General features: G+C 49.7%; 25 protein-coding genes and 1 pseudogene. 19 read left to right on the forward strand and 7 right to left on the reverse strand.

What is annotated here, in order from left to right; genetic code table 11:
• Positions 1–6 precede the first annotated feature (6 nt).
• Both BN4_RS10580 and BN4_RS17740 read left to right on the forward strand, forming a co-directional pair.
• Complete coding sequence (locus tag BN4_RS10580; RefSeq protein WP_015415382.1) at positions 7–216, forward strand: KTSC domain-containing protein; 210 nt, start codon at positions 7–9, stop codon at positions 214–216.
• A gap of 308 nt (positions 217–524) precedes the next feature.
• On the forward strand, positions 525–698 hold the full coding sequence (locus tag BN4_RS17740) for a DUF6471 domain-containing protein (protein WP_157871352.1): 174 nt from the start codon (positions 525–527) through the stop codon (positions 696–698).
• Here BN4_RS17740 and BN4_RS10585 read toward each other — a convergent pair.
• Positions 690–1,451: a WYL domain-containing protein gene (locus BN4_RS10585; RefSeq protein WP_231856530.1), complete on the reverse strand. Its 762-nt coding sequence runs from the start codon at positions 1,449–1,451 to the stop codon at positions 690–692. The genes BN4_RS17740 and BN4_RS10585 overlap by 9 nt on opposite strands.
• A gap of 198 nt (positions 1,452–1,649) precedes the next feature.
• On the opposite strand from BN4_RS10585, the gene BN4_RS10590 reads away from it, so the two are divergent.
• From BN4_RS10590 to BN4_RS10625, 8 genes are all read left to right on the forward strand, one after another.
• The gene (locus BN4_RS10590; protein WP_157871560.1) at positions 1,650–2,993 is read left to right on the forward strand and encodes a hypothetical protein; all 1,344 of its coding nucleotides are present in this window, start codon (positions 1,650–1,652) and stop codon (positions 2,991–2,993) included.
• A 3-nt stretch (positions 2,994–2,996) separates the two neighbouring features.
• Positions 2,997–3,779 (forward strand): hypothetical protein, encoded by a 783-nt coding sequence (locus tag BN4_RS10595; protein WP_015415385.1) that lies wholly within the window; start codon positions 2,997–2,999, stop codon positions 3,777–3,779.
• Between the two features lies 1 nt (position 3,780).
• Complete coding sequence (locus BN4_RS10600) at positions 3,781–8,850, forward strand: coiled-coil domain-containing protein (RefSeq protein WP_015415386.1); 5,070 nt, start codon at positions 3,781–3,783, stop codon at positions 8,848–8,850.
• Positions 8,847–9,986 carry a DUF2220 family protein gene (locus BN4_RS10605; protein ID WP_015415387.1) on the forward strand — a complete coding sequence of 380 codons (1,140 nt, stop codon included), beginning with the start codon at positions 8,847–8,849 and terminating at the stop codon, positions 9,984–9,986. The genes BN4_RS10600 and BN4_RS10605 overlap by 4 nt, the downstream gene beginning before the upstream one ends.
• On the forward strand, positions 9,979–10,386 hold the full coding sequence (locus BN4_RS10610; RefSeq protein WP_015415388.1) for a hypothetical protein: 408 nt from the start codon (positions 9,979–9,981) through the stop codon (positions 10,384–10,386). The genes BN4_RS10605 and BN4_RS10610 overlap by 8 nt, the downstream gene beginning before the upstream one ends.
• A gap of 15 nt (positions 10,387–10,401) precedes the next feature.
• Complete coding sequence (locus tag BN4_RS10615) at positions 10,402–10,665, forward strand: hypothetical protein (RefSeq protein WP_015415389.1); 264 nt, start codon at positions 10,402–10,404, stop codon at positions 10,663–10,665.
• Between the two features lie 147 nt (positions 10,666–10,812).
• On the forward strand, positions 10,813–11,358 hold the full coding sequence (locus BN4_RS10620; RefSeq protein WP_015415390.1) for a hypothetical protein: 546 nt from the start codon (positions 10,813–10,815) through the stop codon (positions 11,356–11,358).
• Positions 11,359–11,452: 94 nt separating this feature from the next.
• The gene (locus BN4_RS10625) at positions 11,453–12,430 is read left to right on the forward strand and encodes an endonuclease/exonuclease/phosphatase family protein (RefSeq protein ID WP_015415391.1); all 978 of its coding nucleotides are present in this window, start codon (positions 11,453–11,455) and stop codon (positions 12,428–12,430) included.
• A gap of 14 nt (positions 12,431–12,444) precedes the next feature.
• On the opposite strand, the gene BN4_RS10630 is transcribed toward BN4_RS10625, so the two are convergent.
• Both BN4_RS10630 and BN4_RS10635 read right to left on the reverse strand, forming a co-directional pair.
• Positions 12,445–14,232 (reverse strand): hypothetical protein, encoded by a 1,788-nt coding sequence (locus tag BN4_RS10630; RefSeq protein ID WP_015415392.1) that lies wholly within the window; start codon positions 14,230–14,232, stop codon positions 12,445–12,447.
• A gap of 117 nt (positions 14,233–14,349) precedes the next feature.
• Positions 14,350–15,213 (reverse strand): annotated as a pseudogene (locus BN4_RS10635) (YifB family Mg chelatase-like AAA ATPase); the annotation flags it as partial.
• A 205-nt stretch (positions 15,214–15,418) separates the two neighbouring features.
• On the opposite strand from BN4_RS10635, the gene BN4_RS10640 reads away from it, so the two are divergent.
• The 5 genes from BN4_RS10640 to purE all read left to right on the forward strand — a co-directional run bounded on the left by BN4_RS10640 (position 15,419) and on the right by purE (position 19,719).
• The gene (locus tag BN4_RS10640) at positions 15,419–16,015 is read left to right on the forward strand and encodes a hypothetical protein (RefSeq protein ID WP_015415394.1); all 597 of its coding nucleotides are present in this window, start codon (positions 15,419–15,421) and stop codon (positions 16,013–16,015) included.
• A 2-nt stretch (positions 16,016–16,017) separates the two neighbouring features.
• Positions 16,018–16,428: a DUF3568 domain-containing protein gene (locus BN4_RS10645; protein ID WP_157871354.1), complete on the forward strand. Its 411-nt coding sequence runs from the start codon at positions 16,018–16,020 to the stop codon at positions 16,426–16,428.
• Positions 16,429–16,758: 330 nt separating this feature from the next.
• A complete protein-coding gene (locus BN4_RS10655; protein ID WP_015415396.1) occupies positions 16,759–17,739 on the forward strand; it encodes a MerR family transcriptional regulator in 981 nt (326 codons plus the stop codon).
• A gap of 191 nt (positions 17,740–17,930) precedes the next feature.
• Entirely contained in the window at positions 17,931–19,208 is a 1,278-nt protein-coding gene (gene purD / locus BN4_RS10660; RefSeq protein WP_015415397.1) for a phosphoribosylamine--glycine ligase, read from the forward strand.
• A 28-nt stretch (positions 19,209–19,236) separates the two neighbouring features.
• Positions 19,237–19,719 carry a 5-(carboxyamino)imidazole ribonucleotide mutase gene (gene purE / locus BN4_RS10665; protein ID WP_015415398.1) on the forward strand — a complete coding sequence of 161 codons (483 nt, stop codon included), beginning with the start codon at positions 19,237–19,239 and terminating at the stop codon, positions 19,717–19,719.
• An 87-nt stretch (positions 19,720–19,806) separates the two neighbouring features.
• Here purE and BN4_RS10670 read toward each other — a convergent pair whose 3' ends face one another.
• The 4 genes from BN4_RS10670 to BN4_RS17745 all read right to left on the reverse strand — a co-directional run bounded on the left by BN4_RS10670 (position 19,807) and on the right by BN4_RS17745 (position 22,589).
• Positions 19,807–20,577 carry an aminotransferase class IV gene (locus BN4_RS10670; protein ID WP_015415399.1) on the reverse strand — a complete coding sequence of 257 codons (771 nt, stop codon included), beginning with the start codon at positions 20,575–20,577 and terminating at the stop codon, positions 19,807–19,809.
• Positions 20,578–20,772: 195 nt separating this feature from the next.
• On the reverse strand, positions 20,773–21,270 hold the full coding sequence (locus BN4_RS10675) for a rubrerythrin family protein (RefSeq protein WP_015415400.1): 498 nt from the start codon (positions 21,268–21,270) through the stop codon (positions 20,773–20,775).
• 103 nt (positions 21,271–21,373) lie between these two features.
• Positions 21,374–22,261 carry a class I SAM-dependent methyltransferase gene (locus BN4_RS10680; RefSeq protein WP_015415401.1) on the reverse strand — a complete coding sequence of 296 codons (888 nt, stop codon included), beginning with the start codon at positions 22,259–22,261 and terminating at the stop codon, positions 21,374–21,376.
• Between the two features lie 154 nt (positions 22,262–22,415).
• On the reverse strand, positions 22,416–22,589 hold the full coding sequence (locus tag BN4_RS17745) for a hypothetical protein (protein ID WP_015415402.1): 174 nt from the start codon (positions 22,587–22,589) through the stop codon (positions 22,416–22,418).
• Positions 22,590–22,781: 192 nt separating this feature from the next.
• On the opposite strand from BN4_RS17745, the gene BN4_RS10685 reads away from it, so the two are divergent.
• From BN4_RS10685 to BN4_RS10700, 4 genes are all read left to right on the forward strand, one after another.
• Complete coding sequence (locus BN4_RS10685) at positions 22,782–23,660, forward strand: LysR family transcriptional regulator (protein WP_015415403.1); 879 nt, start codon at positions 22,782–22,784, stop codon at positions 23,658–23,660.
• Positions 23,661–23,745: 85 nt separating this feature from the next.
• Entirely contained in the window at positions 23,746–24,861 is a 1,116-nt protein-coding gene (locus BN4_RS10690; RefSeq protein ID WP_015415404.1) for a glycosyltransferase family 4 protein, read from the forward strand.
• Positions 24,862–25,458 (forward strand): histidine phosphatase family protein, encoded by a 597-nt coding sequence (locus tag BN4_RS10695; protein ID WP_015415405.1) that lies wholly within the window; start codon positions 24,862–24,864, stop codon positions 25,456–25,458.
• Complete coding sequence (locus BN4_RS10700) at positions 25,459–26,664, forward strand: glycosyltransferase family protein (protein ID WP_015415407.1); 1,206 nt, start codon at positions 25,459–25,461, stop codon at positions 26,662–26,664. It abuts the gene before it with no gap.
• Positions 26,665–26,963: the final 299 nt, after the last annotated feature.

Below are 26,963 nucleotides of genomic sequence, written 5' to 3' on the forward strand. Positions count from 1 at the left end.
ATCATCATGGAAATGGAAAATGTAGAGTCTTCAAATCTTGCGGCAGTAGGGTACGATGAGGATAGTTCCACTATGCAGGTAGAGTTCAATAATGGTTCTATATACCAGTATTTTGATGTGCCTGAGCATGTTTTTGAAGAATTACGTGATGCGGATTCAGTTGGCAGATACTTTAATGCCAATGTTAAGGGCGTTTATAGGTACTCAAGGGTGTAAGCGCGTCGAGGACTGCACTCTTCATTGCTGCTAGTGGGAATTCTGCCTGGACGGTTTTCGTGTCCGTTATGTGTCCGCTTCTTCTTTTTTGCCATGTGTAACTAATTGGAATTTAGTCCATGCTGCACGTTATGCATATGGCTTAGGTTCGATGTGTGACGAATGAAAACTTTTGTTTTCAGGCGGTTGTTTGCTGAACTGTTTGAGATCACTGTGACCAGCCTCCTTCATTGAGAGTGTCGGATCAGGCTAGTGTGGCTGAATAATAAAGTTCTTAAGTCACAGGACGATTCCCGTCGAATTATCATATGCTGGCCAGAAGCGGTGTCATCTATGATGAACTTGTTTCTCGCCTCGCTGTTATCGGTGTTGAAGAAACTGTCCAGGGCATCAAAGGCAAACTTCATCGCGGCACGTTCAGCTTCTTTTGGGTGCTACAATGCTGCCGTGCGTTGGATATCAAAGAGCTTCGACTAGACTAGATCTGGCCTGATCAACTTTAGCAGCCCCGTATTGAGCAGCACAACCTGTTGCTCATAGGCTGGTATCTCCATCTTCTTCTGCTCTTCTTCAGTCCGGTGCAGGCCGAGCTGCTTTAATACGTAAAAGAGCATGGATCTTCGGACCTCAAAGACGGTTTCTCCGTCTTCCATTCCATAATCCATTTCGATGGCAGTTCTCTGGTTTTCATTCAAATCAGGATGAGACCCTATCCGGACAAAAAGAATTTCATCCCATTCCTCATCTGTCTGACCTTCGATCTTCGAGTAACCCCGATCACCTGTTTCTACGATTCGTCCAAGGACGAAATCCCTGAACTCTCCACGCAGAGAACAATATGCGCGAACGTGCCAACGGAACCCGTCATGGCCAAAAGCATGTGGCGTTATACGCCTCCAGGTCGGCTCAGGGCTGGACATGGAGCGATACAGGATATCGATAGACTGATCATCCGCCATGGTTGAAAGCAATGTTCTGAGGATGTCTGTCGGAATTGCCCTTTTGGGAACAGGCAACCGCATCATTTCAGGCATTGGAGACAGAAATCCGTCTTCAAGCAGAAGATGTCCCAACACCTGATCCGGCGTCGGATTGATGATCATCGGCTTGAAATTCTTAGTAGGTTTGTAAACTTTATCAGACGGGTCATAGTGGGCGTTGTCAGGCGCAAGCTTGACGTACTCTCTGATTGCTGCAGAAGCGCGTTCTAGAGAGATACCCAGATAATCGGCCATATCCTTTCTGCTGGCTCTTCCGAGCCAAAAAAGCCTTGCTTCAAAAAATGCAAGACGCATATATTTACTGCTATGCTTGACTGTCATAAAAGTGGTGTGTTAGAAATTCAAACGGTTTCATTAAATCAACTACAAGAAGACATTCTCACAGTGTTTAATAAAAGTCAACATAGTCATAGTTTGTTTTAGGGGTTAATGATGGCTTGGAACGATGTAATGGTCGCAGTCATGCGGCTTGTCGACCTGTACGACACTCCAAAAACTCCAGAGAACTTAGCAGCTCAAGTCGTTAAGGGAGGACGTAAGGAGTCCACTGACAATCCTGTTGCAGGAATGTTCTTTGACGCTGGAACCGCTGTCCTGGAGTACCTGGATGCGACAGAGGAGGAAGCACCCGGCACCTATACTCTTCTGAGTGTTGTCGTGAGAGATCTAAGGGAGGATTTTCCTGAATTTTCAGAGGATGACTTTCATTACGTGATCGCCAAGCTGACAGAAACATACCCAGTTTTCTTTGTTCGCGACGGGGTCATGATAAGAAATACAGCTCTTATTGATCGTGCCCCTGCAGGCAAGCGCATACGACTCTCAGTCAAAGGCCGAATGGCTTTGGCTTTATCTGAAGCTGCTGACGACTGGATTTATCTTGACTTGGATGCAGAGCGAATTGTGAGGGCAATAGGGCGTGGAAATTTCGGGGAAGTCGAGAAGTTCTGCATTGCCATGAAGCAGAGTATCAAATCGGCAAGCTTACAAGTCAGGGCCATTCTTGAAAAGCCTTCTACCAGTCTCGTCAAGGAGGCCCTTTACAATGACAACCACCTCTATGCAAAGACAGTAAGTAATATCCAAAAGACTGTGTCAAAGGGGTTGGACAATATGCAGAGCCCCGAGACTCAAGATTTAATTGATGACTGGATAGAGTTGAGGCCGGAAGATGAAGGCATCGAATGGACAATCAAAAACAACCTACACACGATTAACTCTCTAATCGAAACTATCTCTCGAAATCTTGGCGATATCCTCGTGCGTGCCCAGCAAGATGGTGAGAGAACTCTTTCAATCCCAGACTTCCTTGCTGCTGCAGATGTCTTTGTGCTGAACAAAGACGCAAATGTCGCAGTCTCTGCAATCAATTTTCTCCATCGTCCCACGACCGAACATGCTTCCATTGTGGACGCCATCAAGCCGATCGAGATCAAAAAGGTCAAGCCAAGGATTGTTGCCACATTTGATGTAGGCGTAGCAGAGCAGGTGCTTACCATTGCCGATATTTTCCAAAAGAAGCACGGTGACAGATTTCTTGAGCTGGCATCTGGAGGAAAGCTCTCCTTATTTGATTTGGTTCAAACAGGAGAACTTGATTCTGACAAAGTAAGTGACCTGGGTATTCTCCAAGGAGCATTTCTTGATGCCCAGACCATGGGCTTTTCAAAGGGCTATTTCAACGTATCCCTTGGTACAAAGCAGCTCTCAATGAAGATTCAAAAGAACATGCATATTTTTCAAGACCTTATCCTTCAATATACCCCTGAGAGGTAAGTTGTGTTTCAAGATGCTGAATTGTTTAGTCGTTTTACAGGATGGCTGTTTACCCATCGTCAAATCAGGACCAGAATTCCCAAAGGGGAGCGATTCAAGGATGGGGAAAAAGAACTGAGTATTGAGATCCGCCAGATTACAGACAAGGAACGCGCCTTCCTCATGGATTACTTTGCGTTCAATGGCTTCAAGCTCATTGTTTTTGGCTGGGATGAGTTCAAAGGAATACCTGAAGGTGGGCAGATATGGACAATTGTTCGTGACCCCTTGGCTGGAGATCCGCCCCCTTGGATTTCTGAGGCCGAAGCGCGTGCCAGGCTTTCAATTGGTCCTGAGACAAAGAAAGAGACCTGTATTTGGACTCTCGTCATATATTTGCACTACCTGAGCTACACCTACACACTGATAGGTCGTCATCCTTCTGAGATCTCGCGCTATGTGGATGCCATTTTCACTAAAGAACAGCTTTTTGAAGCTATCAAAGAGTGGCTTAACGAGCTTGCAAAAGAGAATTTTCAGAAAACTGAAATCATGACAATTCTAACGAGCGAAAGCGAGACTCAGCTATATCGGCGTGTTTCAAACTTGCTCGATTTCCTCAAAGAAACGAATTGCATCGCTTTCAGCAAAGAGGACAACGCGTATAGCCAGACTCTCCTCGGAGCCGCTGAAGTCAATGAACATTACGATGGTGAAATCGCCTACCTTGTTCCCAAGGACGAGATAACCGAATCTGACCTCGAATCCATCCTTTTTGAAGAGCAGGACAACACTCCGGAGAATTAAGATGTCATTAATGTTTCTGGCCCAAGTTGCCAACTATCTCAATGGCGATCAAAATGATGAATGGACACCGTTTTATATAAATTCGGTCATAATGTTCCGAGGGTATTCGTCCATATTCAAAGGGACAAACGGCATCGGGAAAACGACCTTGTCGAAAGCTATCCTTGCTTGTCTGGGATGGAAAAATGACTTCGTTTTGCACACCAAAGAGCGGATGTCTCCTCCTGACAGCACAATGAGCCATATTCGCATTGAGTTTGTGCGTCCGTTTGCCGACCCAGAGCCCATGCAGGCCATACTGCCAATGGATCAAGTTGGCGTTCAGGGCGAACACTGGGTCTTCGGAATTTGCGGACACAAGGGGACCGGAGACGTCATTCGCTATAAGTACAAAGGTACAATTGCGGATGTGCCGTTAGGCAATGTCGTTGACGGAAGGCACATCTTGCTGCCGGATGAAGATGTACAGAAGATGATCGAGAGTGCCGATGAGGGGGCGTATTCTGTAAGCGAGGCCGCGTGGAGAAAGGAGGTCGCACACCATATTCGTCCACGCCAATTGCGCATGCTTGAAAAGTTCCAGCGCCAAGGAGCTGGTGATCATTCCACAAGCTTGTTTGATGTTCAGGCAAAGGGTGTGGAACGATATGATCAAGCATTTTTTTATAGCCAGATTGTTCCGGAGCTTATGGATGGATTGCATTCTGAGAAGAAGGATGGAAATGCCGACAGCGAAGAGGTCGTTGAGTCCTTTGAGGACACAGTCGTTCAAGGTTCTCAGAAGCTGATCCAAGCTAAGATTAAACTTGGGGAAACGAAAACTCGGATTGATGATTTAAAAAAACTTCAAACTGGACTCGTGGGGCTTGGCCAGAAGGCGCATGAGTATTCAGAATCCAAAGCGAGCTACCACAAAAAACTGGGGAAAGTCGCTGAGATTGGTGCCGCTCTTGATGTTGTTAGCCACCGAGAGCTCCCTGGCGTTCCCAAGTGGGTTGGGCATTCTGACGAAGTCGCAGAAACACTGTTGATGAATATGGCTATACGGCCTGGCATAGGCCCATGCCTCCGCCCTCAAGGGATTGATGAGTTGTTAGAAATCAAAAAAGACAGGACTACTGCCTTACTTGCCGACACTGAAATTGAATATGCAAAGTCGCTACAAGTTGTTGAAATTATTAACGAGGAAACTCCCGCAAAAAAGGGTGGCCCCTCTTCTGGTTCATATCTCTCTTTGGCCAACTCTTTGGATTTTATCGATACGATTCCAGCTAGTGTTTTTAAGGTGCAACCTCAAAACGAGTTACACCGCCGCGAGGAACTGAAACAGATAATCACCATGGCCTTTGCTCATTTTGGTAAAAAAATGGACACAAGCCCTCATCGAAAATCCATGGCGATCATAGAAAAACAGGGCAACACAGAAAAGTCACGCCTCGACTCCCGAAAAGACAAGTTTGAAGAAATCAATAAGGATATCCAATCGATAAAGGACATGCGAGATAGCATGGCCAAACCTCGTGCGGCCTGGGAAGCCATGCGTGAGAGTGAGGAGTTCTATTCAGCCCAACTCGATGATCCAGGACGGACAGGCGAATGCGTCCAAAAGAAGTTCGAAAAGCTAGATGGTGAGGTCAGCCGCTTGGATCAGATGATTGGTGGTATAAGCGACAATGAAAAAAGCCTGCTGTTGTTTAGAGATAAATACGGCAATAACGCAGATCCTCTTCAGATCAAAACCAGCCTCAACGAAACTCTGGAACGTATTTCCTCCATAAAGGCCTTGTACGAAGCCTCATTTGAACATCTTGAGCTTGAAAAGGGATGTCTCGTCTCGAAGGTCACAGAATTAGCTGTTGACTATAATGGGGCTACGAGTGCGCTTTCGGTTATCTCAAATCAAAAAGAAGCTTGGGATCGTATTCAAGAGGTGTTTCAGGGCTTAAGCTATGAGACTATACGCGATCGATTGAATGAGCAGGAATTGATTCTTGAGAAGGTCCTTGCTGACGCAAAAAAAGATAAGGGGTATCTCAAAGAAGACATGAAAGAGCGCCTTGGCCTGGGTTATACTTTAATTAAAAAGTGCACTGAGCAGTCTGACATCATCCAGAGGGAGCTTTGCACCAGCGAAAGTGCGCTCCAGGAAGTCCTTTGTGCGCTTAAAGATGTTGAGGCTTTCAGAGCTAAGTACGGTGAGGAGACTACACCAGAAGCCGAGCTTGACCTTCTGAATAAATGGCAGCTTAAGACTGAGAATCGTATCGAGGACTTAGAAGCCTGTGTCAAAGGGTTTAAGGATCAACTACATATACTTAAATCAAAACAAGGCGCACCGTCCGGTGTTGTGGCCGAAGCCTTGGCCATGGTACAGGAGGAAACCGAATTTCAGATGCTGTTCGAAGTTATTGAGGCGGAACCGACTCTTTCAACTGAGCAGAAAGAAGAAGCCCTTGAGCAGCTTTCTGCAACGCTCTTTGCGCCGGTTGTTAAGAGCAAGGTTGAGGCTCAAGCGATTGCGAATATATTCGAAAGGGAGAACTATCCTATCCCTGTCTTCCTCCTTGAGGGTTTTCAAAAGCTCCTAAGAAGCAATGAGCTTTCAAATCTTTCCGATGCCATATTTGCTCACAAGAGCAAAATGGTGGGTATCATCCTCAACAAGGATGAACGTGAGGCATTAAAGGCTAGGCTTGAAAAGAAGATCGTCACATATGGTAAAGCCGTATCTGTCGCAAATGAATTTGCTCTCAAGATTGGTCCGTCCTCGCCTTTGGCGAAAGCGCTGATTCGAGCACAGACCGCTGTGGAGAGTGATGCCGAGACGAAAGCCTCAAAACGTTTCTCGGAAGTTATCGGTAAAGCCAGACGTCTTATCCATGTCTCCAAAGTATTTGATAATGCTTGTGATGATTGGGGGGAAGCCCCCCAAAGGCTCAACTCATTCGAAAAGGATTTTGCAGGGCTCCTGGAGCTGCAAATGGGTCGGGCTTCATGTGTTCACGATGTCGAGGAAGTTTCTTCCTTGGCCATAGAGTCTGCAGTAGGGAATCTGCATGAGGATATGGGCACGGCTTCACAGAAGCTGCAGAGCACTGTGAAAGAGTTCGAGGGACGTTTGGTTGACTATGAGGCCGACATAAATAAAGAAGCGAGGCTCATCCAGGGACGGGTGGATGCTGCAAAGGATAACCTTTTTAAGTTCAAAGAAGAATTTCGAAATGAGAGTTCGTTTGCAACAAACTTTGCCCGTGCAAAGGGCTTTAGTGAATCTATCTATGAAGAGGCAAAGCTGGGAGTCCGTAACACGAAAGACGTCCTCGACTCTCATAGCGGAGCTCTCGAAGAGAGCAATGATGCCCTGATTGCGATATCCGAAAGTGTGGCAGAGTTGAAGGTAAGGGAAGAAAACGTCGCCAATCGATTGGACAAGCTCAATTTTGACGATTTGGCGGCGTTCATCGCTTGTGGCGAAGGAAATGATAAAGACGACCTGGTCAAGCGCTGTGATCAAACAAAGGAAGAGCGTGCGGATTGGATGTTGCTGCTCAAGTATGAGTACGATCAGGCTCAAAAGTATGTACCCAAAAGAAGGGAAGATGAAGATCTCCTCGTGCGTTTGGAGTCTCTAAAGGAAGAGCGTGCTGGAATCGAAGATGAGATCAAATCCATCAAAGATCGTCTTGAGGTGATTAATAAGTCCTATGCAGAGTTGAAGAATAAGTCTTTGGAGTATGATCTCCAACTCTTGAAAATTCAAAAGCAACGTAAAGCATTTGCTTCCCTGCTTGGTGAAATTGAAACGTTGGACAAGAAAGAAGATTCACCAGAAATTGAAGCAGTTAGGCAGCACGTCGATAGTGTTTTCAAGGCTGTGGATGAAGAACATTATGAATCCCTGGTTGAATTTGTAAGAGCAATCGCATCGACGCTCGAAGCGTTCAAAGCAGAACGCAAAGTTGAGCGTGCGAAAACTGCCAAAAATAAGATGATAACGAAGAAAGACGCATTTGGAGATGCGTGCGATAGGTTCGTTGAGAACAATAAAGAAAAAATCCTTACCGGCATGGCCAATGACCTGTTGAGCGCCAAAAGCCAACCGGGCATGATCGGCAAAATCATCCAGGAAAAACGAAGGGAAATCGAAGAGAAGGATGAACACTACGATGTCCAGAAAGGTATCTTTGACGATCTTTGGAGAGATCTGCTTGTCAGAATGAAAAACATGTCGGCCCAGGCCAAAGACTCTTTCCGCCTTCTGAGACGTGTTTGCAACAAGTACAAAGAAGGTGCGACCTTCTTCCTGGAAGCTGATGTCGCCTCGGATGAGGCCATCATGGCAATTTTGGAAGAAATCAGGGACAGAGTAGAGCTTCAAAACGCGAAGCTCCAACTAGAGTTGGAAAGCGGTAATATCACTCCCAAGCATGCCAAAAGGACAGCCGAGAAAGGGTATAATAGCCAATTCATGGCCGATGTTCGTAATACCCTTTTCAAGGGCTTCTTTATCAATGTTTCAATCAAATTCAGGCACCCTGAAATTGCTGGCCACAATAAGCGCCTGTATGACGACAACAAGCTGAGCGACGGGCAAAAGACGGCCCTACAGTTGCTCATGGTGGTCAGGTTGGCCGAGTACGCCATTTATCGCGATCGTTTGAAAGAACGCCCCCGTGGCCGCGTCAGGAGGAAGAGCCAGGCGGAGCACAGCTTCATTCTCCTGGATGGCATGCTTTCAAATCTTTCAGACGATGATCTTATTTCTGAAAGCCTTAGTGCCTTAAAGTCGTGTCTTGGTTCATTCCAACTCATCGGATTCATTCACAACCGAGGGTATGTGAATAATTATGACGTGTTCCCGTGCTATAATGAGGCCCGTAAGTGGGACATCAAACGTCCCAATAAATCCTCTTCCAAATGGGTGAGAGTTTTGGACATAGACAAGGATGGAGAGGAAGTAGATCACACCTCAGGTGTTGAGGTCTGGCATTCTGCAGTTGTGCCGCTTGAGTCCGAGCAAGCTGGCTTAACGTTTGATGATAACGTTGAAGTTGAGGCGGAAGCAAGATGACGCAAAAAAAGGAAAGCATAGTAAGAGAAGCCCTTCGGAAGATGGCAGGCAAAAATGCCAAGCTCAATCCCGGCAAGCTCCAAAGCCGAATAATGCGGACAACTGGTCTTGATACCGTCTCAATCAAAATCGGGATGCAAGCGTTACTCGACAAGAAGGAAATTGAGGCTGTTGAATGGGATTCAATGAACTGCATGCCTCTTGGCCAAATGTCTTTGAACCTAAAGCCACTCCCCGTTGAGCCGCATGTGCATTCCTGGCAGCAAGCTGTATCAATATCATCCCTTGCACCCAAAGCAAAAAAAGCTCTTTCACACAAGCGAGTTGCTGGCAAAATGAAGGGGGCATCTGATGGTTTTATGGTCGAGCTTATCAGATCTATTGAAGTGTTGATTCAAGGTCAGGATGACATACCAGAAGGAAGCCCATTGTTTGAGGCCAGCGCCAGGTTTCTTTGTGGATCTTCAAAGATGCTCGATGATTTTGGCCCAACACTACTTAAAACGATCGGCTTAGATGTCGAACGCTTTTCTAGGTCACCTAGATATGTGATAGTGGCAGGCCCACCTTCTCCAGAAGCGGTTGTTCTTATTGAAAATCCACATTCTTTTGAAAGAGCCATTCAAAGTGATGCTTCCTGTGCTTACGTCTGTACATATGGGTTTGGTTTGACGATGAGCCATGATGGATATGGAACTCTTTTACTTGAAAATATCACAACCCATCTTCCCCATCTAAAAACATTGGTTCGCCGAGGGAATCCTCCAAAAATTAGGACTCTACTTGAACATCAAAAATTGTTTTTTTGGGGAGACTTGGATCTTTCAGGGATGCGAATCTATGATTCATTACACCTGCAATATCCTCATATACGACTTTCAGCTTTATATGGCCCCATGTTGAAGTCATTAAAGGAGGGAGGAAGTCATCCTTATATACCGGCTGCAGGGAAAGGAAAGCCTGGACAGCCAGTACAACATAAGAAACTCGGTGAATTAAAGGATTCGGTTGCACAAAGGGTAGCTAATCTTTGTGCTCAACGAGCCGTTGATCAAGAGATAGTTCTTGAGGGATTCAAAGAATTAAGCATGCACCAACTCAGTGAAGCAATGATTGAGGAGTTCTTTAATGAGTAAGCATATCGCCATGGAACTGAACTGCCCAGGATGGATTCAAAAGCTCATCGAGAACAAAGACGAGATCCAAGCAAAGCAAGCTATCAGAAATGAATTTGAAAAGCTTGTGGAAGGGCTGGAACTACCTCTTTCCGAACAAACGATCGGTGAATCTCATTTGCACGGTGATTGCCGGGAATTCAGACGCCTGAGCCTCTTTGTGAAGTACCACAGTACCTACCATGTTCGACGAGGAGGCTGCGGCCTGTGCAGCAAACACCATTGGCTTGCGACATGGTGCATCCTGCCTAGCCATCACGCTAAGGAAGTAGAGATCGCAGAACAGGTGGCTAAAGACTTTGATCGTCGCTATCCGTACCTGGGCATCCTCTCGATGCCCTATGAATGGTGGCAAATTTAGAACAGGAGTATAGACATGACTACTACAGCATCATCTGTCGATTGGGTTAAGCTCATTGGCGGTGGTTTCGCTCACCAGACAGCTCCCTTTGCTGTGCATCCTCTTGATAAAGGCCGTGCTAAAGAATATCTGCAACAAGCGAAGGCCCATGGCTTGACCGTTTCAGATGCAGTTGCCCACGCTAAAGAATACCTGGCCACGGCCATAGGATGGCCGGTCAATGAAGCAGAAGCACTCCAGCGCGTAAGGGAGTTCTTCGCAGGGAAGCTGCCCCAGTAACTCCCTACCAATGACATTGGGCTTACTTATTGATACAAAGACGAAGAGAGCCTGATTGCTTTGCGACCAGGACCATTTCAACCCCATCACTCAAGGAGGCACGACATGACATTTCTATAGGTAATCTATAACCATAGGAGGTCTGTCATGCCTGACTATCGTTGGTCGTACTATCTCACCGCTCCGTGGGAGCTGGTGGATGAATGGTATCGTGCGGTCAAATTCGGTATCCGTAATCTGTTCCAGTGGTTTCCCGTTGTGTGGGCCGATCGACACTACACGTCCTGGGGAATGTTCAACGTTATCCGTCACAAGCTCGTGCTCATGCAGCGTGAGTTGAGCCGTAATCCGTATTACGTGGGCGCAGAACGCGATCTGCACTTGATGCACATCTGTGAGCTGCTCATCGAGCGCTACTTCGCAGATAAGTACAGCGAACGTTGTTTCAAGCGCCATGAGGAGAAATGGGGTGAAATGCGCGACTTCTGGGAACCGTCCTACGACCACGAAACCGGCGATATCGATCCGAACTACTGCATGTCGTTTACGGATTGGCCAAACGCTCCCACTCCGAAGTTGGAAGGAAAAGCGTGGAAGGAAATGCGTGCTTGCTTCGACCATGAGCGAAAACTCGCAGATCAGGATATCCAGTATCTGTTTAAGCTTCTGAGCAAGCACTATCGCCGTTGGTAGGCAAAGGAAAGGGACGACACCTATTTGGTCGTCCCTTTCCTTTGAGGTTGGCCTTGAGTGAATACAGCAGTATGGTACGTCAAGGAGTTTACCTATGATTTTGAGAACAGCTTCTAAGAATGTAGCCCTAGCCTTGGCCTTTTCTTTGGCCTTCCTTCTTTCTGGAACGTATGGAGACGCTGCTCCATTAAAAGTTGTCTCCTTCAATATCCAATTTCTTGGTCACTTCAAAAAGAAGGACAACAAAGCTTTAGCCAAGTTGCTTTCTGACTACGACCTTGTGTTCATTCAAGAGCTCGTGGCACCGCCTATAGCGGGTAAATATCCCGATGGTACGCCATTCAAAGCCGATAAAGAAGCCAAAGGGTTCTTTGACATCATGGGCATGCACGGCTTTTCTTTTAAGCTTTCGGAAGAGGACACCGGTACCGGTGATGAAATCCACAAAAACTCATCCGCAACCGAATGGTTTGTGGCCTTCTACAAGCCTGACAGAGTAATGCCGGCAGAGGATTTGCCTCACGGCTTCCTTGCTACGGACAGGTCAAATCATGACGACTATGAACGCGTCCCCTATGCTTTCCCATTTAGAGCAGGTGGTAGCGACCTTGTATTCATTTCGGTTCACCTGCAGCCAGGGGGAAGCGCCAAGAAAACTGCTCGACGTGCTCACGAATTCATGTCGATCTTTAACTGGATAGGAAATCAGACTGGTCAAGAACGGGATTACGTCATTCTTGGGGATATGAATATTGAGGACTGCGACGAGCTCAAATCCATCCTACCGAAAGGATACGCCTCACTGAACGACGCATGCACACCTACCAACACGAACCCTAACGGCCCAAAGCCATACGATCACGTCATTTACAGTGTGAAAGATAGCGCCAACGAGATGGCCAACAACCATTTCCAGGTAATTGACTTGGTGGCCGCTATGGAAACGACCTGGAACGAAGAAAATGGGAGCTTCCCTGGAAATCCCTATAGGCACAAAGAACTCCGGATGCGGTACTCTGACCACCATCCTATTGCGTTAAATATTGTTATCGAAGGTACGGATGATGATTAAAAAAATTGCCCACGCTAGAGGGTCACACCTACTTTTCTCAGTGCATTCCTCACGGAGGCTTCTTCAGGGGTGCTTTGATCTTTGGCCTTAGAGTGATTGAAAAAATCAGACTCTCCAGGGCAAAGATCTTTAACTTTTTTAAAGACCCCTTTTGCGTAACGAATTTCATCACGTAACTGCCTTAACCAAGACTCAAGATTGTTCTGATCATATAAGGTAAAAACGAGTCCGGTCAGTGACTCTTCTTCAATGGTGGATTCACCAGCATTCCCCATTACGACAGCATGTCTCCTCTGAATCTCGACAATATAAATAGGGACATTTTGCACAACTATTCTGACAACCAACAATCCCCGAGGGCAAGTTTTCTTCTTTGCATCAAGAAACACCCAGCTCCTGACGGCGGCCTCTACTTCATCGTCATCCCTAAACGGCTTAATAGCTATCAGGGCAATATCTTCGTCAGAGCTGAAACCATCTTCTATGGTAAACCACTGCACCGATGACACTTTATCTGGATAACATTCCTTCAAGTAAAGCAAAGCGTCCCAAACATCTCTCAACTTTCCTTTTGACTCCATGGTAGTGGGGTTGTGTATGGATGCAAATCCAATATCGCCACCTGTGCCTTGAGGCTCGTCCGTTGAGAACTCTGTTGAGGTGATATCGTCGTACCAATCCTGGACATCGCTTTCCTTGGCTTCTTCGACCTCTTCAATAATTACTCTCCCAGGGTTGCCAATCTTCATCTCATGGTTTTGTATTTCGGCAATTGACCCTCCTTGGTTCGGCTCGGAATCATCTGTTATATGCGCTTCATCAGGGGGAGTCATGATTTCAAGCTTAACTCGTCCCTTTCCTCCGGTATCATCATCTACTGGCTCTTGCTGAAGTTCCCCATATTTATTCATTAACAACGACACTATCGGTTTACCTAACGGAAGGTCATAGCCCATTATTTGAAGACCGAGAAAGGCGTTACCATTATCGCAAGATATTCCCCTTAAAATTAGCTTGGTTTTACCAACAAACCAAGGATCAACCTCTATAAAGATTGGCTCTGGTTTTTTTGCATCTTTGTCATAGCCAGACTCAATCTGAGAATAGATTTTTTTGGAGGCACTTTTGGTCCGTTGATCATAAAATAAGTGTGCAAGGAATGCGTTGTCACTTTTTCGAAACTTCTTACGTCTTGCGATTTTCCACACATTTTCATCAGTGGGCTGCTTTAGGTCTCTGAAGAACCTTCTTTTGCATTCTTCTCTTCCATATGTTGCTATGACTCGTTTTACCTCTTCGCTTGCACCATACATTCTTGAAAAAAACTCTAAGCTTGGAATAGAGATCAACTCTCCCGTAATTGCCTTGAATTGCAAGTTTATGTTTTTGTCACCTTCAAAATGCAAAGGATATTTACCCTGATCAAATGGGCGGTACCAATAGTCCAGTCCATCCACCATATCAAAAGAAGTGTGCCAAAAGTTATTTGTAAAGTTTACTTCGAATGTTCTCTCTTCAAAACGTGCAATTTTACGACATCGCCCATGACGCCAGACTGATCCCAAGCGGAGACTTCCAAGGCTGGTTAACAGGACTCTACGGTAGAGTACTCCCTCGCTTACCTGGTTGCCGACTATTTCTTTGAAAGCAACCCACACATAAGGCTGACTTTTTGCCCTACTACTTTTATTGATCCCAGAATACCACCAAACGATCCAATCACGATCATTCCCGAATAACGATTTCTTCAAAACAACACTGCTTTGTATCCGGTCAAACTCATAGTTGAAATCGAAAGGCATTAGATCCTCCTAATGAAAAATGCCACATTCAAAACATGTGGCATCATCTGTTGTCCTTATTTGGAAAGACATGTCGCAGCTAATTTCAAAATGTCGCAACAATTTCAAAAAATCACACCCCCCACCGATGAGACCGACATCCGATATGGTATGATGCGGTGTTCGGAAAGGGCGGGTGACCATCAATGCCTGTTGCTTGGGTAACAGGCCGGCCACGGAATAAATTTTGGTCACCTCCAGCGCTTCATCAAAATGAAGGGGAGGCAAAATGGTAGGAATTCGCTTGGCAAGCATGGTCTTACCGGAACCGGGAGGTCCGATGAACAACAGGTTATGCCCGCCAGCGGCTGCAATCTCGATGGCGCGCTTGGCATGTTCCTGCCCTTTGACTTCGGCGAAATCGGAAAGAAAATCCTGCCGCTCGTTCCACAGAGTATCAATATCCACGGTTGCAGGCTCCGGGACATTTTCCCCCAACAGAAGAGAAACGACTTCGGACAATGTCTGTGCGCCAAAAACCTCCAGATCAGTGACCACGGCTCCTTCCCTGCCGTTACCTGCCGGGACGATGATCCCACGTCCGCCTTCCTCTCGGGCAGCCAGAGCCAAAGGCAACACGCCGGGCACCGGTTTCAGTTCACCGGAAAGGGACAGCTCTCCCGCGAGGAACCATCCCTGCACGGCTTCCCTGCCGATGATTCCCATGCCGCACAAGATACCGATGGCCAAGGGTAAATCATATGCCGACCCTTCCTTGCGGACATCGGCAGGAGCGAGATTCACCGTAATACGAGCCGGAGGCACCTTGAATCCGCAGTTTTTCAGAGCAGAAAAAACACGCTCCTTGGACTCTTTGACTGCGCCCTCGGCAAGACCGACCATGGTAAAACATGGCATGCCGGAACGGGAAAAGTCGACTTCGAGCTGAACCTTGAAAGCATCAATGCCCATCAGGGCAGCGCAGGATATGGTGGAGATCATGTTGAATCCATTGTGAATATTGATAATTGTATTTTCAAATATCGATGATATGTAGCCGACTCCGGGATATCCTGCAAATATCCGTTTTCTTGCTTTCATAAAAGAGTCTCTCAAGCATGGTCCAGATTTCCTGCCCGGTGCATCCAAGCGCGGAAGATGCATCCCGAGGCTGGATTCCCCATCCATTACCTGATAGACAAGACCCATGCGATACCAATTTCGAATCCCCACTTCGGCAGCACTGCTCCTGACCTTCCTGCTCCTCCTGACACTGGTGGCCTGCGCCGGAAAAGAGGACGCCCCCATTGACGGCGGCGACACCCCAGCCGGGGAGACCTCGGACACGGAAACCCAGGCCACAAGCCAGGACCAATCCTCCCAGGCGGATCAGGAAGATGATGACGCGTTCGATGTTCAAGCCATCAATCTCGATCCCCTCGGCGATATTCGCCTTGTCGATGGAACAGTCCTTGAGTTGACCCAATTGGAACCCATTGGGAAATATTACGTCTATCTTTCCGGCAAACTCAATGACCGCTCCTCCACAGTCATCAGCCTCACACGAATAAAAGACCTGCGCCGATGGAAATCCATCACCTTCCCAGAACCACGCACCGTTGTGATTACGACACGGGACGAAAAAGAACTGAAATTTACGAGTGCCGCCCTCTACTTTGGCAATGACAGCTACGACACCTACACTTTTCGCGTCACCCCACCCGGCTCCTACCAGTCAGAGATCACTGAGGTGAAGAAAAAAGATGTCATCGCCATCAACTTCAACCCGCTGAAAAATCAGTGACCATGAGGATGCTTCGCGCTTCTTTCTCTCTGATATCGATTGCAGTCCTTCTTGCCTGCATGGCCGGATGCGGCGCGGTCATCGCAGGCAGTGCCGCTGCTCTGGGCACATATGTGTATATTGATGGGCAAACCCAAGGGAACTATGAAACCGATCTGCCCACAGCCTTCGCCGCGTCGCTGAACGCCTGTGCCGACCTGTCCATTCCCGTCACACGGGAAACCAGGGAAACGACCTCCGGCACCATCGAGGGAGTTCTCTCTGGTGATCGCGTCCACATATCCCTCGACCTCAAAGCAGAGAACGTGATCAGAATCACTGTCCGGGTCGGCCTTGTGGGTAACGAAAATGCTTCGCGCCGAATCCACAGCGCCATTGCCATGCATCTTCCAACACCACGCCCAGGAAACTGAGAGCACGCGGTCAGCACGACTCTCCTTGACCTTCGGACAATTTCAAGATAAAAATCGGTAAGTTTCTTTTGACATATTGCCCTTGCAAAACAAGGGTGACGATTGGTGACGATATGAACAAGGAGGACGGCATGATTCGGCTCGCCTTTGGTTCCATTCCCACCCGGATCAGTCTCAGATTGGGCACACGGAAACACTCCGCTCTCGCTATGGCCCCTCGCCTGAAGCAGGCGACCTGCATCTGGGACTCCGGACGCACGCCATGGCCCAGAGACGTTCAACTGGCCACACGAAAAAAAATTCATACAACCCCACGAGCGAGCACACGCCATGCAAGACACCTATACTCATAAGGACCTGGCCCGCCTCTGCCTGGTTTCCGAAACCACCATCAAAAGCTACCGACGCAAATTTCCCGGCTTTATTCCTGTCCTGACCCGTGGCAAACCCATCCGGTTCAAGAAGGAAGCAGGAGATGTCTGCCTCGCCATCCGCGACTGTTTTGAAAAAGGCATGTCCGTGCGCGAAACACGAAAAACCCTGAAAGAGAACTTTGCAGAACACCCAACGGCTCCGCAAAAATCCGCACAACGAACGCCATCCGCTCCGCACAGTGTTGTTTCAGAGGAATACCTGGAAAAATTTTTCGCGACCGCAGGGCAAATGATGCAGGGAATGGCCTCGCTGGCCACTGCCCAGGCCAAGGCTGGACAACGCTTACAAAAGCTGGAGGACGCCGTTGCCCGACTGGTCGAAATCGAGACTCGAAACACGGAGATGTTCTCCGAACTTCTGTCTGCCAATTCCCAGCAACCTCGACCGCAATCTGCCACAGCACAAACGCCCGAACCAAAGCCCACAGAACAGAAAATGCGTGCTCGCAAGATTGTCAACGTCACGGATCGGGAAGGCGAAGTGAAGTCCTATGCTATTGAAAAGGACACCACTGAAATGCCTGCGAACATGGAGCGCCCATCCGACGCCTTTCTGGAGACTCCCATTGTTATCATGAATGATCAGGGTGAGTTCCTTGGAGTTCCGGGACGACTGTCTCTCGCAGGATTCCTGGAGATTCTTCTCCATGAGGCCGAAGAGGCGGGAGATTCTCAGGCCTTCTGGAAACGGGAAAATGAAACCTGGATTTTCACCATGGTCGCCCCTGATGGAGACACGCATGCGCTCTACTTCATGTCCACCACGACTCCTCGTGGCAACCTTGTGGTGCTGCTTGATGGACTGGACGTCAACAACAAGCAGACCAGCCCCCATTTTCTTCAGGAATTTTTCCGGCAGGTCAAAAGCAAAATCTGACTCTATTCCGGGTCATACGTTTCAAAGATATCCAACAGGTCACCTTCCGACAACCGGAAAGCGGCCTGTTTTTTTGCCTGAATGTCACGGGTAGAAGCCTATTCGGCACGAGATCGAGCCTGATCTTCCTTGATAATTCGGCCGAATTTCCTTACATCGTGAGCATCCCAAAACACACAAGGGGGCTTTCCATGAAGATATTGGTTGTCGGTGGCGGAGGACGTGAACACGCATTATGCTGGAAACTGTCGCTTAATCCCAAGGTCGAAAGAATCCTGTGCGCGCCGGGCAACGGCGGCACTGCCCAGATCGGCGAGAACTTCCCGATCAAGGATGATGATATCCCGGCTCTGGTGGCGCTCGCCAGAGATGAAGAGGTTGACCTTGTTGTTGTCGGCCCGGAGCTGCCTCTGGTGCTCGGCCTGGAAAACGCCCTTCGGCAGGAAGGTATTCCATGCTTCGGCCCCAGTGCTTATGCCGCCAATCTGGAAGGCTCCAAAGCATTTTCCAAGAATGTCATGCACGATGCAGGTGTACCCACGGCCGCGTTCCGTGTCTTTGACGAATATGACGCCGCTGTCGCTTTCATCAAGAAACAGGGCGCTCCCATCGTTGTCAAGGCTGATGGTCTGGCAGCGGGCAAGGGAGTCATCGTGGCAACAACTGAGGAAGAAGCCCTTGAGGCAGTGGAAAACATGATGGTCAAAAAGGCTTTCGGTTCCGCAGGAGACAGGGTCGTCATTGAGGAAACACTGGCAGGAGAAGAAGCCTCCTTCCTCGCTTTTTGCGACGGTCTGCACTACGCACTACTGCCATCAAGCCAGGATCACAAAGCCGTCTTTGAAGGCGACACCGGTCCCAATACCGGCGGCATGGGAGCCTATTCCCCCGCCCCTATCCTGCCCAAAGAAAAATACGAAGAAACCGCCGAACTCTGCATCAAGCCGATTCTCAGGCACCTTGCTTCCAAGGGCGAACCCTTCAAGGGCGTGCTGTATGCAGGGCTTATATACACCGCAGACGGTCCTTCCGTACTGGAGTACAATGTTCGCTTTGGCGACCCGGAGTGCCAGCCACTGCTCATGCGGCTTGAGACTGATCTGCTGGAGATCATGTTTGCCTGCATTGATGGCAAACTCGATCAGGTTGACGTGACGTCTACTGCACAGACGGCGTGTGGCGTTGTCATGGCCGCTGAGGGATACCCCGGCGACTACCCAAAAGGAATGCCTGTTACCGGGCTTGACGCCGCCGATGCCATGGAAGGAGTGAAGGTCTTTCAGGCCGGGACAGTTTTCGCCGATGGCGAGATTTTGACAGCAGGAGGCCGCGTCCTGTGCGTGACCGCCTTGGGTGATGGCTTGGCTGATGCTCAGAAGCGTGCATACGAGGCCGTGGAAAAAGTTCATTTCGACAAGAGCTACTACCGCCGCGACATTGCTGACAAAGGTTTGAAGCGGCTCAAATAAGATCACACGAGACATTGAGGAGAGAGCAATGCCCCAGGTTGTCATTTTCATGGGTTCCATTTCCGATGAAGAAAAGATGCGTCCGTGTTCCGACCTGTTCAAAGAACTGGGTGTGGATCATGTTTTCACCATTTCATCAGCGCACCGAACCCCGGAGCGGACTGCACGACTGGTCAAGGAGTACGAAGAAACCGGTTGTCAGGTCTTCATCTGTGCAGCCGGACTGGCCGCGCACCTGGCCGGAGCGGTTGCTGCCCAAACCATCAAGCCTGTCCTTGGCGTTCCCCTGACGGCTTCGGCCTTCGGCGGCATGGATGCCATGATGGCCACCGTACAGATGCCTCCGGGATTCCCGGTCGGCACCGTGGCTTTGGATAAGGTCGGCGCGAAAAACGCAGCGTGGCTGGCCGCACAGATTCTCGCCCTTCAGGATGAAGAACTCGCCTCCAAGATTCACAAGGCCCGCCAAGGATTTGTGGAGTCTGTAGAAAAGGCCGCCGCCAGTCTCTAGCTAAAAACAGAGAATAGAACTTTCAAAAGCCCCGATCGGTTGCGATCGGGGCTTTTGTTGTCCGATCGCCCCACAAATGAGACCAGCCTAGATTGGTTCGTCGAGAACAAAGGCTGTCACATCCCGACAGGTTTCTTCATCCGGGACAAAGCCTGTCTCGCCGATGGAAACGATTGGGCGCATACCGATCATCGAATTGAGAAGATAGGCATGGCGATATTGACAGAGGTCATCGACATTCACACGCCGAGGTAGAATTTCAATAACCTTTTCCGCCAGTTCCAATGATGTGGATGGTAGGCGGTAAGGACTCTCCATCATATGAAAATCTCCGCTACGCATCAGGACAATGGCCCCGGTGGTGGACTCAAGCAGAGTGTTATCAAAATCAGTCAATGCGGCATCATCAAACCCTTTGGCACGGGCCTGCTTGAGAGCAAGATGAAAAAACATGGAACTGGTCGTCTTCTGGGCATTCAGATCGGACACATGGCGCTCTTCGCACAGGCAGAGTCGATAAGCCTTGTATGGCTTGCGCTTGAAAGGAACCGCCTGCACCACAGGATGGGCATCATTCCCATCAAGAGGGTAAAAGATGCTGACACGGGCAAACTCCCGCTCAAGGCCATTGAGCTTGAGCACCTCACGGATGACCGCAGGGAAATCAATAGCCGTGTATTCGATGCGATACGTACGCAGGGCATGGAGCAATCGGTCAAGATGCAGGTCAAGATGACAGAGAGTGAAACCATTGTAACAGACTGTCTCGAAAAAGCCTGTGCCATAACGAAAAGCCGGGGCTGACGGATTGAGGGAAACCCCGCCGCTATGATACTTGCCCTTGCAATAATGGATCATTGATCCCCCATATTGAGATTTCTTTCAAACTTACCCATGGTTTCCTGATACTCGTTTGCCGGATTAGAGTCCACTGCCATACGCCTGGTTATAAACGAAAGTCAGCCCGCCGGAATCGTCCGGCGGGCCATAAGAAAGCCCCCCTGCCCGAAAATCAGACCGGGGGGAGGCTTTGAGATCATGAAAAAGGTCGGTTTAGTCGACTTTCTTGTACGCTTTGGGAGCAGCACCGCAGATGGGACATTTGTCGGAAGGTTCGCCATCCTGAGTGTGTCCACAGACGCTACAGATATAGAAATCTGCATCAGCAAATTTGTCATCGTCAGCTTCAAGCGCAGCAGTGTACAGCTCGGCGTGGATTTTCTCGGCTTCATTGGCAAATCCGAAGTAGCGCAGAATGGCATTTTCGCCTTCGGCTTTGGCATCTTCCATCATTTCCGGGTACATGGAATTGAACTCGTAAGTCTCACCGCTAATGGCATCCTTGAGATTCTCTTCCGTGGAGCCAATGCCTTTCATGAGGCGCAGATGAGCGTGGGCATGAATGGTCTCGGCAGCAGCGGCAGCGCGGAACAGTTTGGCAACACCTGGTTTGCCTTCGCTTTCAGCCTTGTCGGCATAGGCGAGATATTTACGGTTGGCCTGGGACTCTCCGGCAAAAGCCGCTTTCAGATTTTCCAAAGTCTTGCTCATGATAAGATCTCCTTAAAAACGTTGGTTGATTCGTTCGAGACAATATGTATCGAAGTCTGAGTCAGTATTCAAGAAAAAAATGATAATAATTACTACTTTTATTTTAAATACCTGATTCAAATGGAAAATCAAGAGGTCTGACAAGCTTCATCGGGGGAGGGCAGAATATGCTGAAAGGATTTTCAACCGCAAGGGTCAATTGCGAAAGTCGTTCACAATCATATGTCAGTGGGACCGGCTCCCAGAAAAGCGTCCCCTTGGTACAGACAGCAATGAGCTTCATACCGAAAAAAGCAGGATAATAAGGACGTATATTCCGCCTGTAATCAGAGGAATAAACGTGCTTTCCCGGATAATTCGGTTGCAGTTCGACCGGAGGATAATGAACGGTGGAGAGAGGGGCTGAACATGACAATTGATCGATATTCGCCTCACCGGGGAGTTCAAGCATATAATCATCGACTTGATACCCGCCAATGCTCAAAAGGGTAAGCAAGCTTGACGGAGTGTACCAGCGAATATGCCCGCCGTGCCAAAGCCCATGCCCATAAGGGAAATGGCCGGACAGAATTTCGTATTGCAATTTCCAGTAATGGAAATTGGGCGTGGAAATGATGGCTTTTCCACCGGGAGCCAAAAATTCCCTGACCCTGGTCAGCGTCAACCACGGGTCAAAAAGGTGCTCGACAAAGTCGTGCATGATGATCAGATTGAAATACCCTTTGAACTCATCCGGCAGGATCGGCTCGCGCTCTATGTCCACTACAGCGGCGTAGTCTATGTACCGACGAAGCTGGGCGATGGCATCCCGATCCATGTCCACGCCGAAAAGTTCTGCACACTGTTTATCTCGTTGCAGCCTGAGCAAAAGCCCGCCACGCCCGCAACCAACGTCCAAAATCCGGGACGTCTTTGCCGGAACAAGGTCATAAACCGCCTTGCGCATGAGGGATGAATTCACGATATCCATCTTCAACTGGTCCTGATACATAGTAACTCCTGCCGCTACAATGCAGCAGGTTCACGCATATATCAATTGCGAAGACAAAAAAAGAACCGCTCCTACCCGGACGGAAAGGATGATGTATCCGGGTAGAAGCGGTTCAATACCCGCTTGATGTGGAGGCTCTGGGCCTCCGAAATATTTAGGCGCTTCTGGTAAACAGCGTCAGGGCAAGGGAAGCCAGAGCAGCCACAGTCGTGGCTGTGGCAGCCATGCTCATACGGCGTGTGGAGGAGATGCGCCGAGGCACACGATTCTGCTGAGCGTGCTCACGCAGGGCCATCATTGACAGACGGGTGTCGCAATCCATACTCATGATATTCTCCTCCTTCCGAATTCAAAAATTCATTCAGCGCCAAACGCTTTTCCATGACTGAACATCTACGGAAGCAATGAAGATCAATCCAATTGTTTAATTCGATCGACTTCTTCAGAATTTCTGATGGTGTTACGGTTCTTCATCGGTTATGATAATCGTGTTTCAAAGAGGGAACAGAATGAGGCAGTTATGGAACTTTATCAGTTGAAGACGTTTGTGGTGGTTGCGGAAGAAGGGCATCTGACACGGGCTGCCGAGCGGTTACACGCCAGTCAACCCACTGTTTCCGCGCATATCAAAGCCCTTGAGGAAGAGTTAGAGACCCGCCTTTTCATCAGGACGCCCAAGGGAATGCAACTCACTGAAGCGGGTCATCGCCTCTGCCGCCGGGCCGAAACCGTCCTCCACGCCGAACGGGAGCTCAGACTCGAAGCACGCAGCATGGGGGACGAACTGGTCGGGGACCTGTCTCTCGGCCTGAATACCGATGCCGAATATCTGCGGATCGTCCCCCTGCTGAATTCCCTGGGAGAGGAACATCCCAAGATCACGCTTCAAATATTGCAAAGCGCCAGTACATCCGTACAGGATGCCATTCGCAAAGGCCGATTGGACTGCGGATTCATCTTTGGTGGTCCCAATCACAAGGACATCCACGGAGTCCGATTGGAAACGACCCGCTTCTATGTCGCTGTTCCCGATATCTGGAAATCGCACATTGACGGCGGGATTGAAGCTCTGGCCAAGCTGCCGTGGATCATGGACCCCAGTGACAACCCGGTGCAAAAGCTTATTTCACCTTTTTTCGACGCCCTTGGCATCAAACCGACCAACACTCTGGAAGTTGACGGAGACGAAGTGATCCGCGTTCTGGTTGCTGCCGGGAGGGGCATCTCCTTCATGCGCGAAAACGAACTGATGATCGCCAACCGCATAGGCATTGTCCATGCCATCCCCTTTGAAGGGCTGTCCATCGACCTGCATTTCGTCTGCCTCAAGCGGCGTGACCAGGACCCTGTCATGCGCGCGGTCATCGACCATGTCTTCCGGGTCTGGTCCGAGATATAAGCACCGGAACGGGGGGCCTCACAGTGTACCTCCCGACCACTTTGGTGTATGCCGGAACAAAGACAATCAACCTCCGAGCCACTTCGTGAAAATCGCATTCTGCACCCCGTTCAAGCCCATAACCCACGCATCCGTTTCCGGTGATGTCACCATTGCCCGTGATCTGGTCGATACCTTCCGGGGCTTCGGACATACCGTCATACCTGTCGAATACTTCCCGGCACGAGGTATAGCCACTTCTCCATCCCGCTGGCCTGCCGCCATCAGAGCCATGCGTCGCATGACCGAACAGGCCCGCCAGGCTGATTGCTGGCTAACCTACGGTTCCTACTATAAAGTGCCTGACATTTTCGGCCCAACGGTTTCTGCCCGACTCGGCATCCCCTACTGCCTCTTTCAAGCTTCCTATGCCAAAAACCGGGGTAAACACCTTGCATCCTGGCCGGGCTATGCCTTGAACAAGCGCGCCATGCTTCGCGCAGATCACATCTTCTGCAACCGTGTCAACGACTTGCGCGGCTGCGCCAAGCTCAACCTCCCCGACGACAGGTACACCCACATCAAACCGGGGCTGCCGGACGACCTATTCAGACGTGACCAGACAGCCCGCAGGCAGTGGCGGCAACAATGGCACGTTGACACAACCCCGGTCATCATGACTGCGGCCATGATGCGCTACGGCGTCAAGACCGAAGGGCTTCGCTGGGTCATCGAAAGTTGCGCGGAACTCATGGATGCGGGGCTGGATCTAAAACTCGTTATTGCGGGCGACGGGCCACGACGCAATGAAATCGAGCCTCTCGCCCTAGACCGACTCGGCACCAACGTCACCTTCCTTGGCATGGTCGACAGAGCCGACTTACCCGGTGTGTTCAGCGCAGGCGATATTTTTGCCTTTCCCGGCCTTGAGGAAAGCGTGGGCATGGTCTATCTGGAAGCACAGCAATGTGGTCTGCCAGCCGTGGCCACGGACGATGAAGGCGCACCCAATGTCATTCGTCATGAATATTCAGGACTAATCACGCCGGTTTCACGCCCGGCCTTTACCAAAGCCCTTGAACGTCTCGTCATGGACGCCCCGTTGCGCGAACAACTAGGCAGACAGGCTATGGCCTCAGTACGAAAATCCCACAACGCCGCCAATAATTACAAAAGGATGGAGCAGATCATGGAAGACATTGCGCTCCGGGAGAAAATATAAATGACCACTTTTTTCTGTATGAGACACGGCCAGACCGACTGGAACCAGGATAAACGAATCCAGGGGCACACCGATACGGAACTCAATGAAACAGGACGCGAAATGGCTCGCCAATGGGGGAAAGCTCTTGCTGACAACTCGTTTGACTGCATTCTGACCAGCCCGCTCCTGCGCGCCTCGCTCACCGCCGATCTCGTGAACGAGGCACTGGGCACCCTGCCTCTCCATACGGATGCCCGTCTCATGGAACAGGATTGGGGACAATGGACCGGTCTGACCAAGGCAGAGCTGGCCGAAATTCGCAAGCAAGTCAAAACACAGGAATACAAAGGTTTCGAATTCCGCCCACCCGCAGGAGAAAGCCGTAATGAAGTCCTTATGCGCGTCTGTGATGCCTTCTTGGAGTTCGCAGATGATCATGCCGGGAAAAAAGTCCTCGTGATCACCCACAACGGTGTGCTCAAAGTCCTGACTTACGCCTTATCCGGGCTGGACTTCATGCCCGATGACACTCCTCCCATTAAGCCCGGGTGTCTCCACCGAATCGAGAGCTTCGAAAATGAACTTGCCCTGGGCGAAATAAACATGGAGCTCTAAATGCGTATTGTTTTCTACTGTCAGCACGTCCTCGGAGTCGGCCATGTTTTCCGCAGCCTGGAGATCATCAAGGGACTCAAGGACCACGAGGTCATCATGGTTACAGGTGGAGCCGAAGTGGACTTTGATCCGCCTGCGCACATGACCCATATTCAACTGCCAGGCCTGATGATGACTCCGGACTTCAAGAATTTCATTCCCCTTGAGGAAGGCGTGACGGATGTGGAAGACGTGCTGACCCGCCGCCTGGCACAGTTCAAGGAAATCATGCGGAAATACAGGCCGGATATATTTCTGGTGGAACTTTTTCCCTTCGGGCGCAAAAAATTCCGATTCGAACTGCTCCCCATCCTGGAAGGCGTTGGCTTCAACTCATGGGGACCATGCAAGGCAGTCTGCTCCGTCCGTGACATCCTTGTGGAAAAGGACGACATGCAACGACAGGTCAACCGCGTTCACGCCATGCTCAATCCCAATTTCGACTGTGTGCTCGTACATTCCGACCCCGCCCTCGTCACCCTTGATGAAACCTTCCCCGGCGTCGAAGGCATCCGCCCCCCTGTCCACTACACAGGTTACGTGGCCCGCAAACCTGCGCCCGGAGCCGGAGCAGCGCTCAGGCAGGAGCTTGCTCTTGGCGACACCTCCCTGATCGTGGCCAGTGTCGGCGGCGGTCACATCGGCAGCAACCTGCTTCAGGCAACCCTCGCTGCGTCGCCCCTGGTCAACCGCACCCATCCGCACCATCTCTGTATTTTTACCGGTCCCTATGCCACGGACAAGGACTTTGCCGAATATCAGGCCATTGCCGCCGATCACGATTGGATCACCGTCAAACGCTTTACCAAACGATTTCCGGACTACCTTGACGCTGCAGATCTTTCCATCTCCCTTGGCGGCTATAATACCACCATGAATCTACTCGCCACCGGGACTTACGGTCTCATGTACCCTTTCCTCCAAAATCGGGAACAACGCATGCGCACCACCCGGCTCCAGGACCGCGGCATCGTCACCATGTTGCTGGATAACGACCTCGACTCAACCATCCTGGCCGGACACATAACCTCTGGCCTGGATCGCATTCCCCAGCCTCACGGGCTTTATCTCGATGGCGGTGAAAAAAGCGCCCGGATTCTGGAAGACCTGGTCCGCACGGACGGGAAGTATAAGGAGAAGGCGTCTACGACACGATTCAGCGGATGATTTCGCCTCCGGCGGGCAAAGGAGCACGCCCCCTTTGCAAACCCTGTAGGGGAAAACTGCATGCCACTCCGGCTTGGGGTAATATGACCATGCCAGTGTGCCTCCGTACTGTTCCGGTTCCCGGACAAAAGATATCCCAATCTCCACCTCATCTCATTGTGGTTTAAAGATACCAACGTCTTTACCATGCCCGATGGGGGGGGAATGGAGAGAAGGCGTCTACGACGCGATTCGGCAGATGATTTCGCCTCCGGCGGGCAAAGGGGCACACCCCCTTTGCAAACCCTGTAGGGGAAAAC

Source organism: Pseudodesulfovibrio piezophilus C1TLV30, assembly GCF_000341895.1.
Classification (GTDB): domain Bacteria; phylum Desulfobacterota; class Desulfovibrionia; order Desulfovibrionales; family Desulfovibrionaceae; genus Pseudodesulfovibrio; species Pseudodesulfovibrio piezophilus.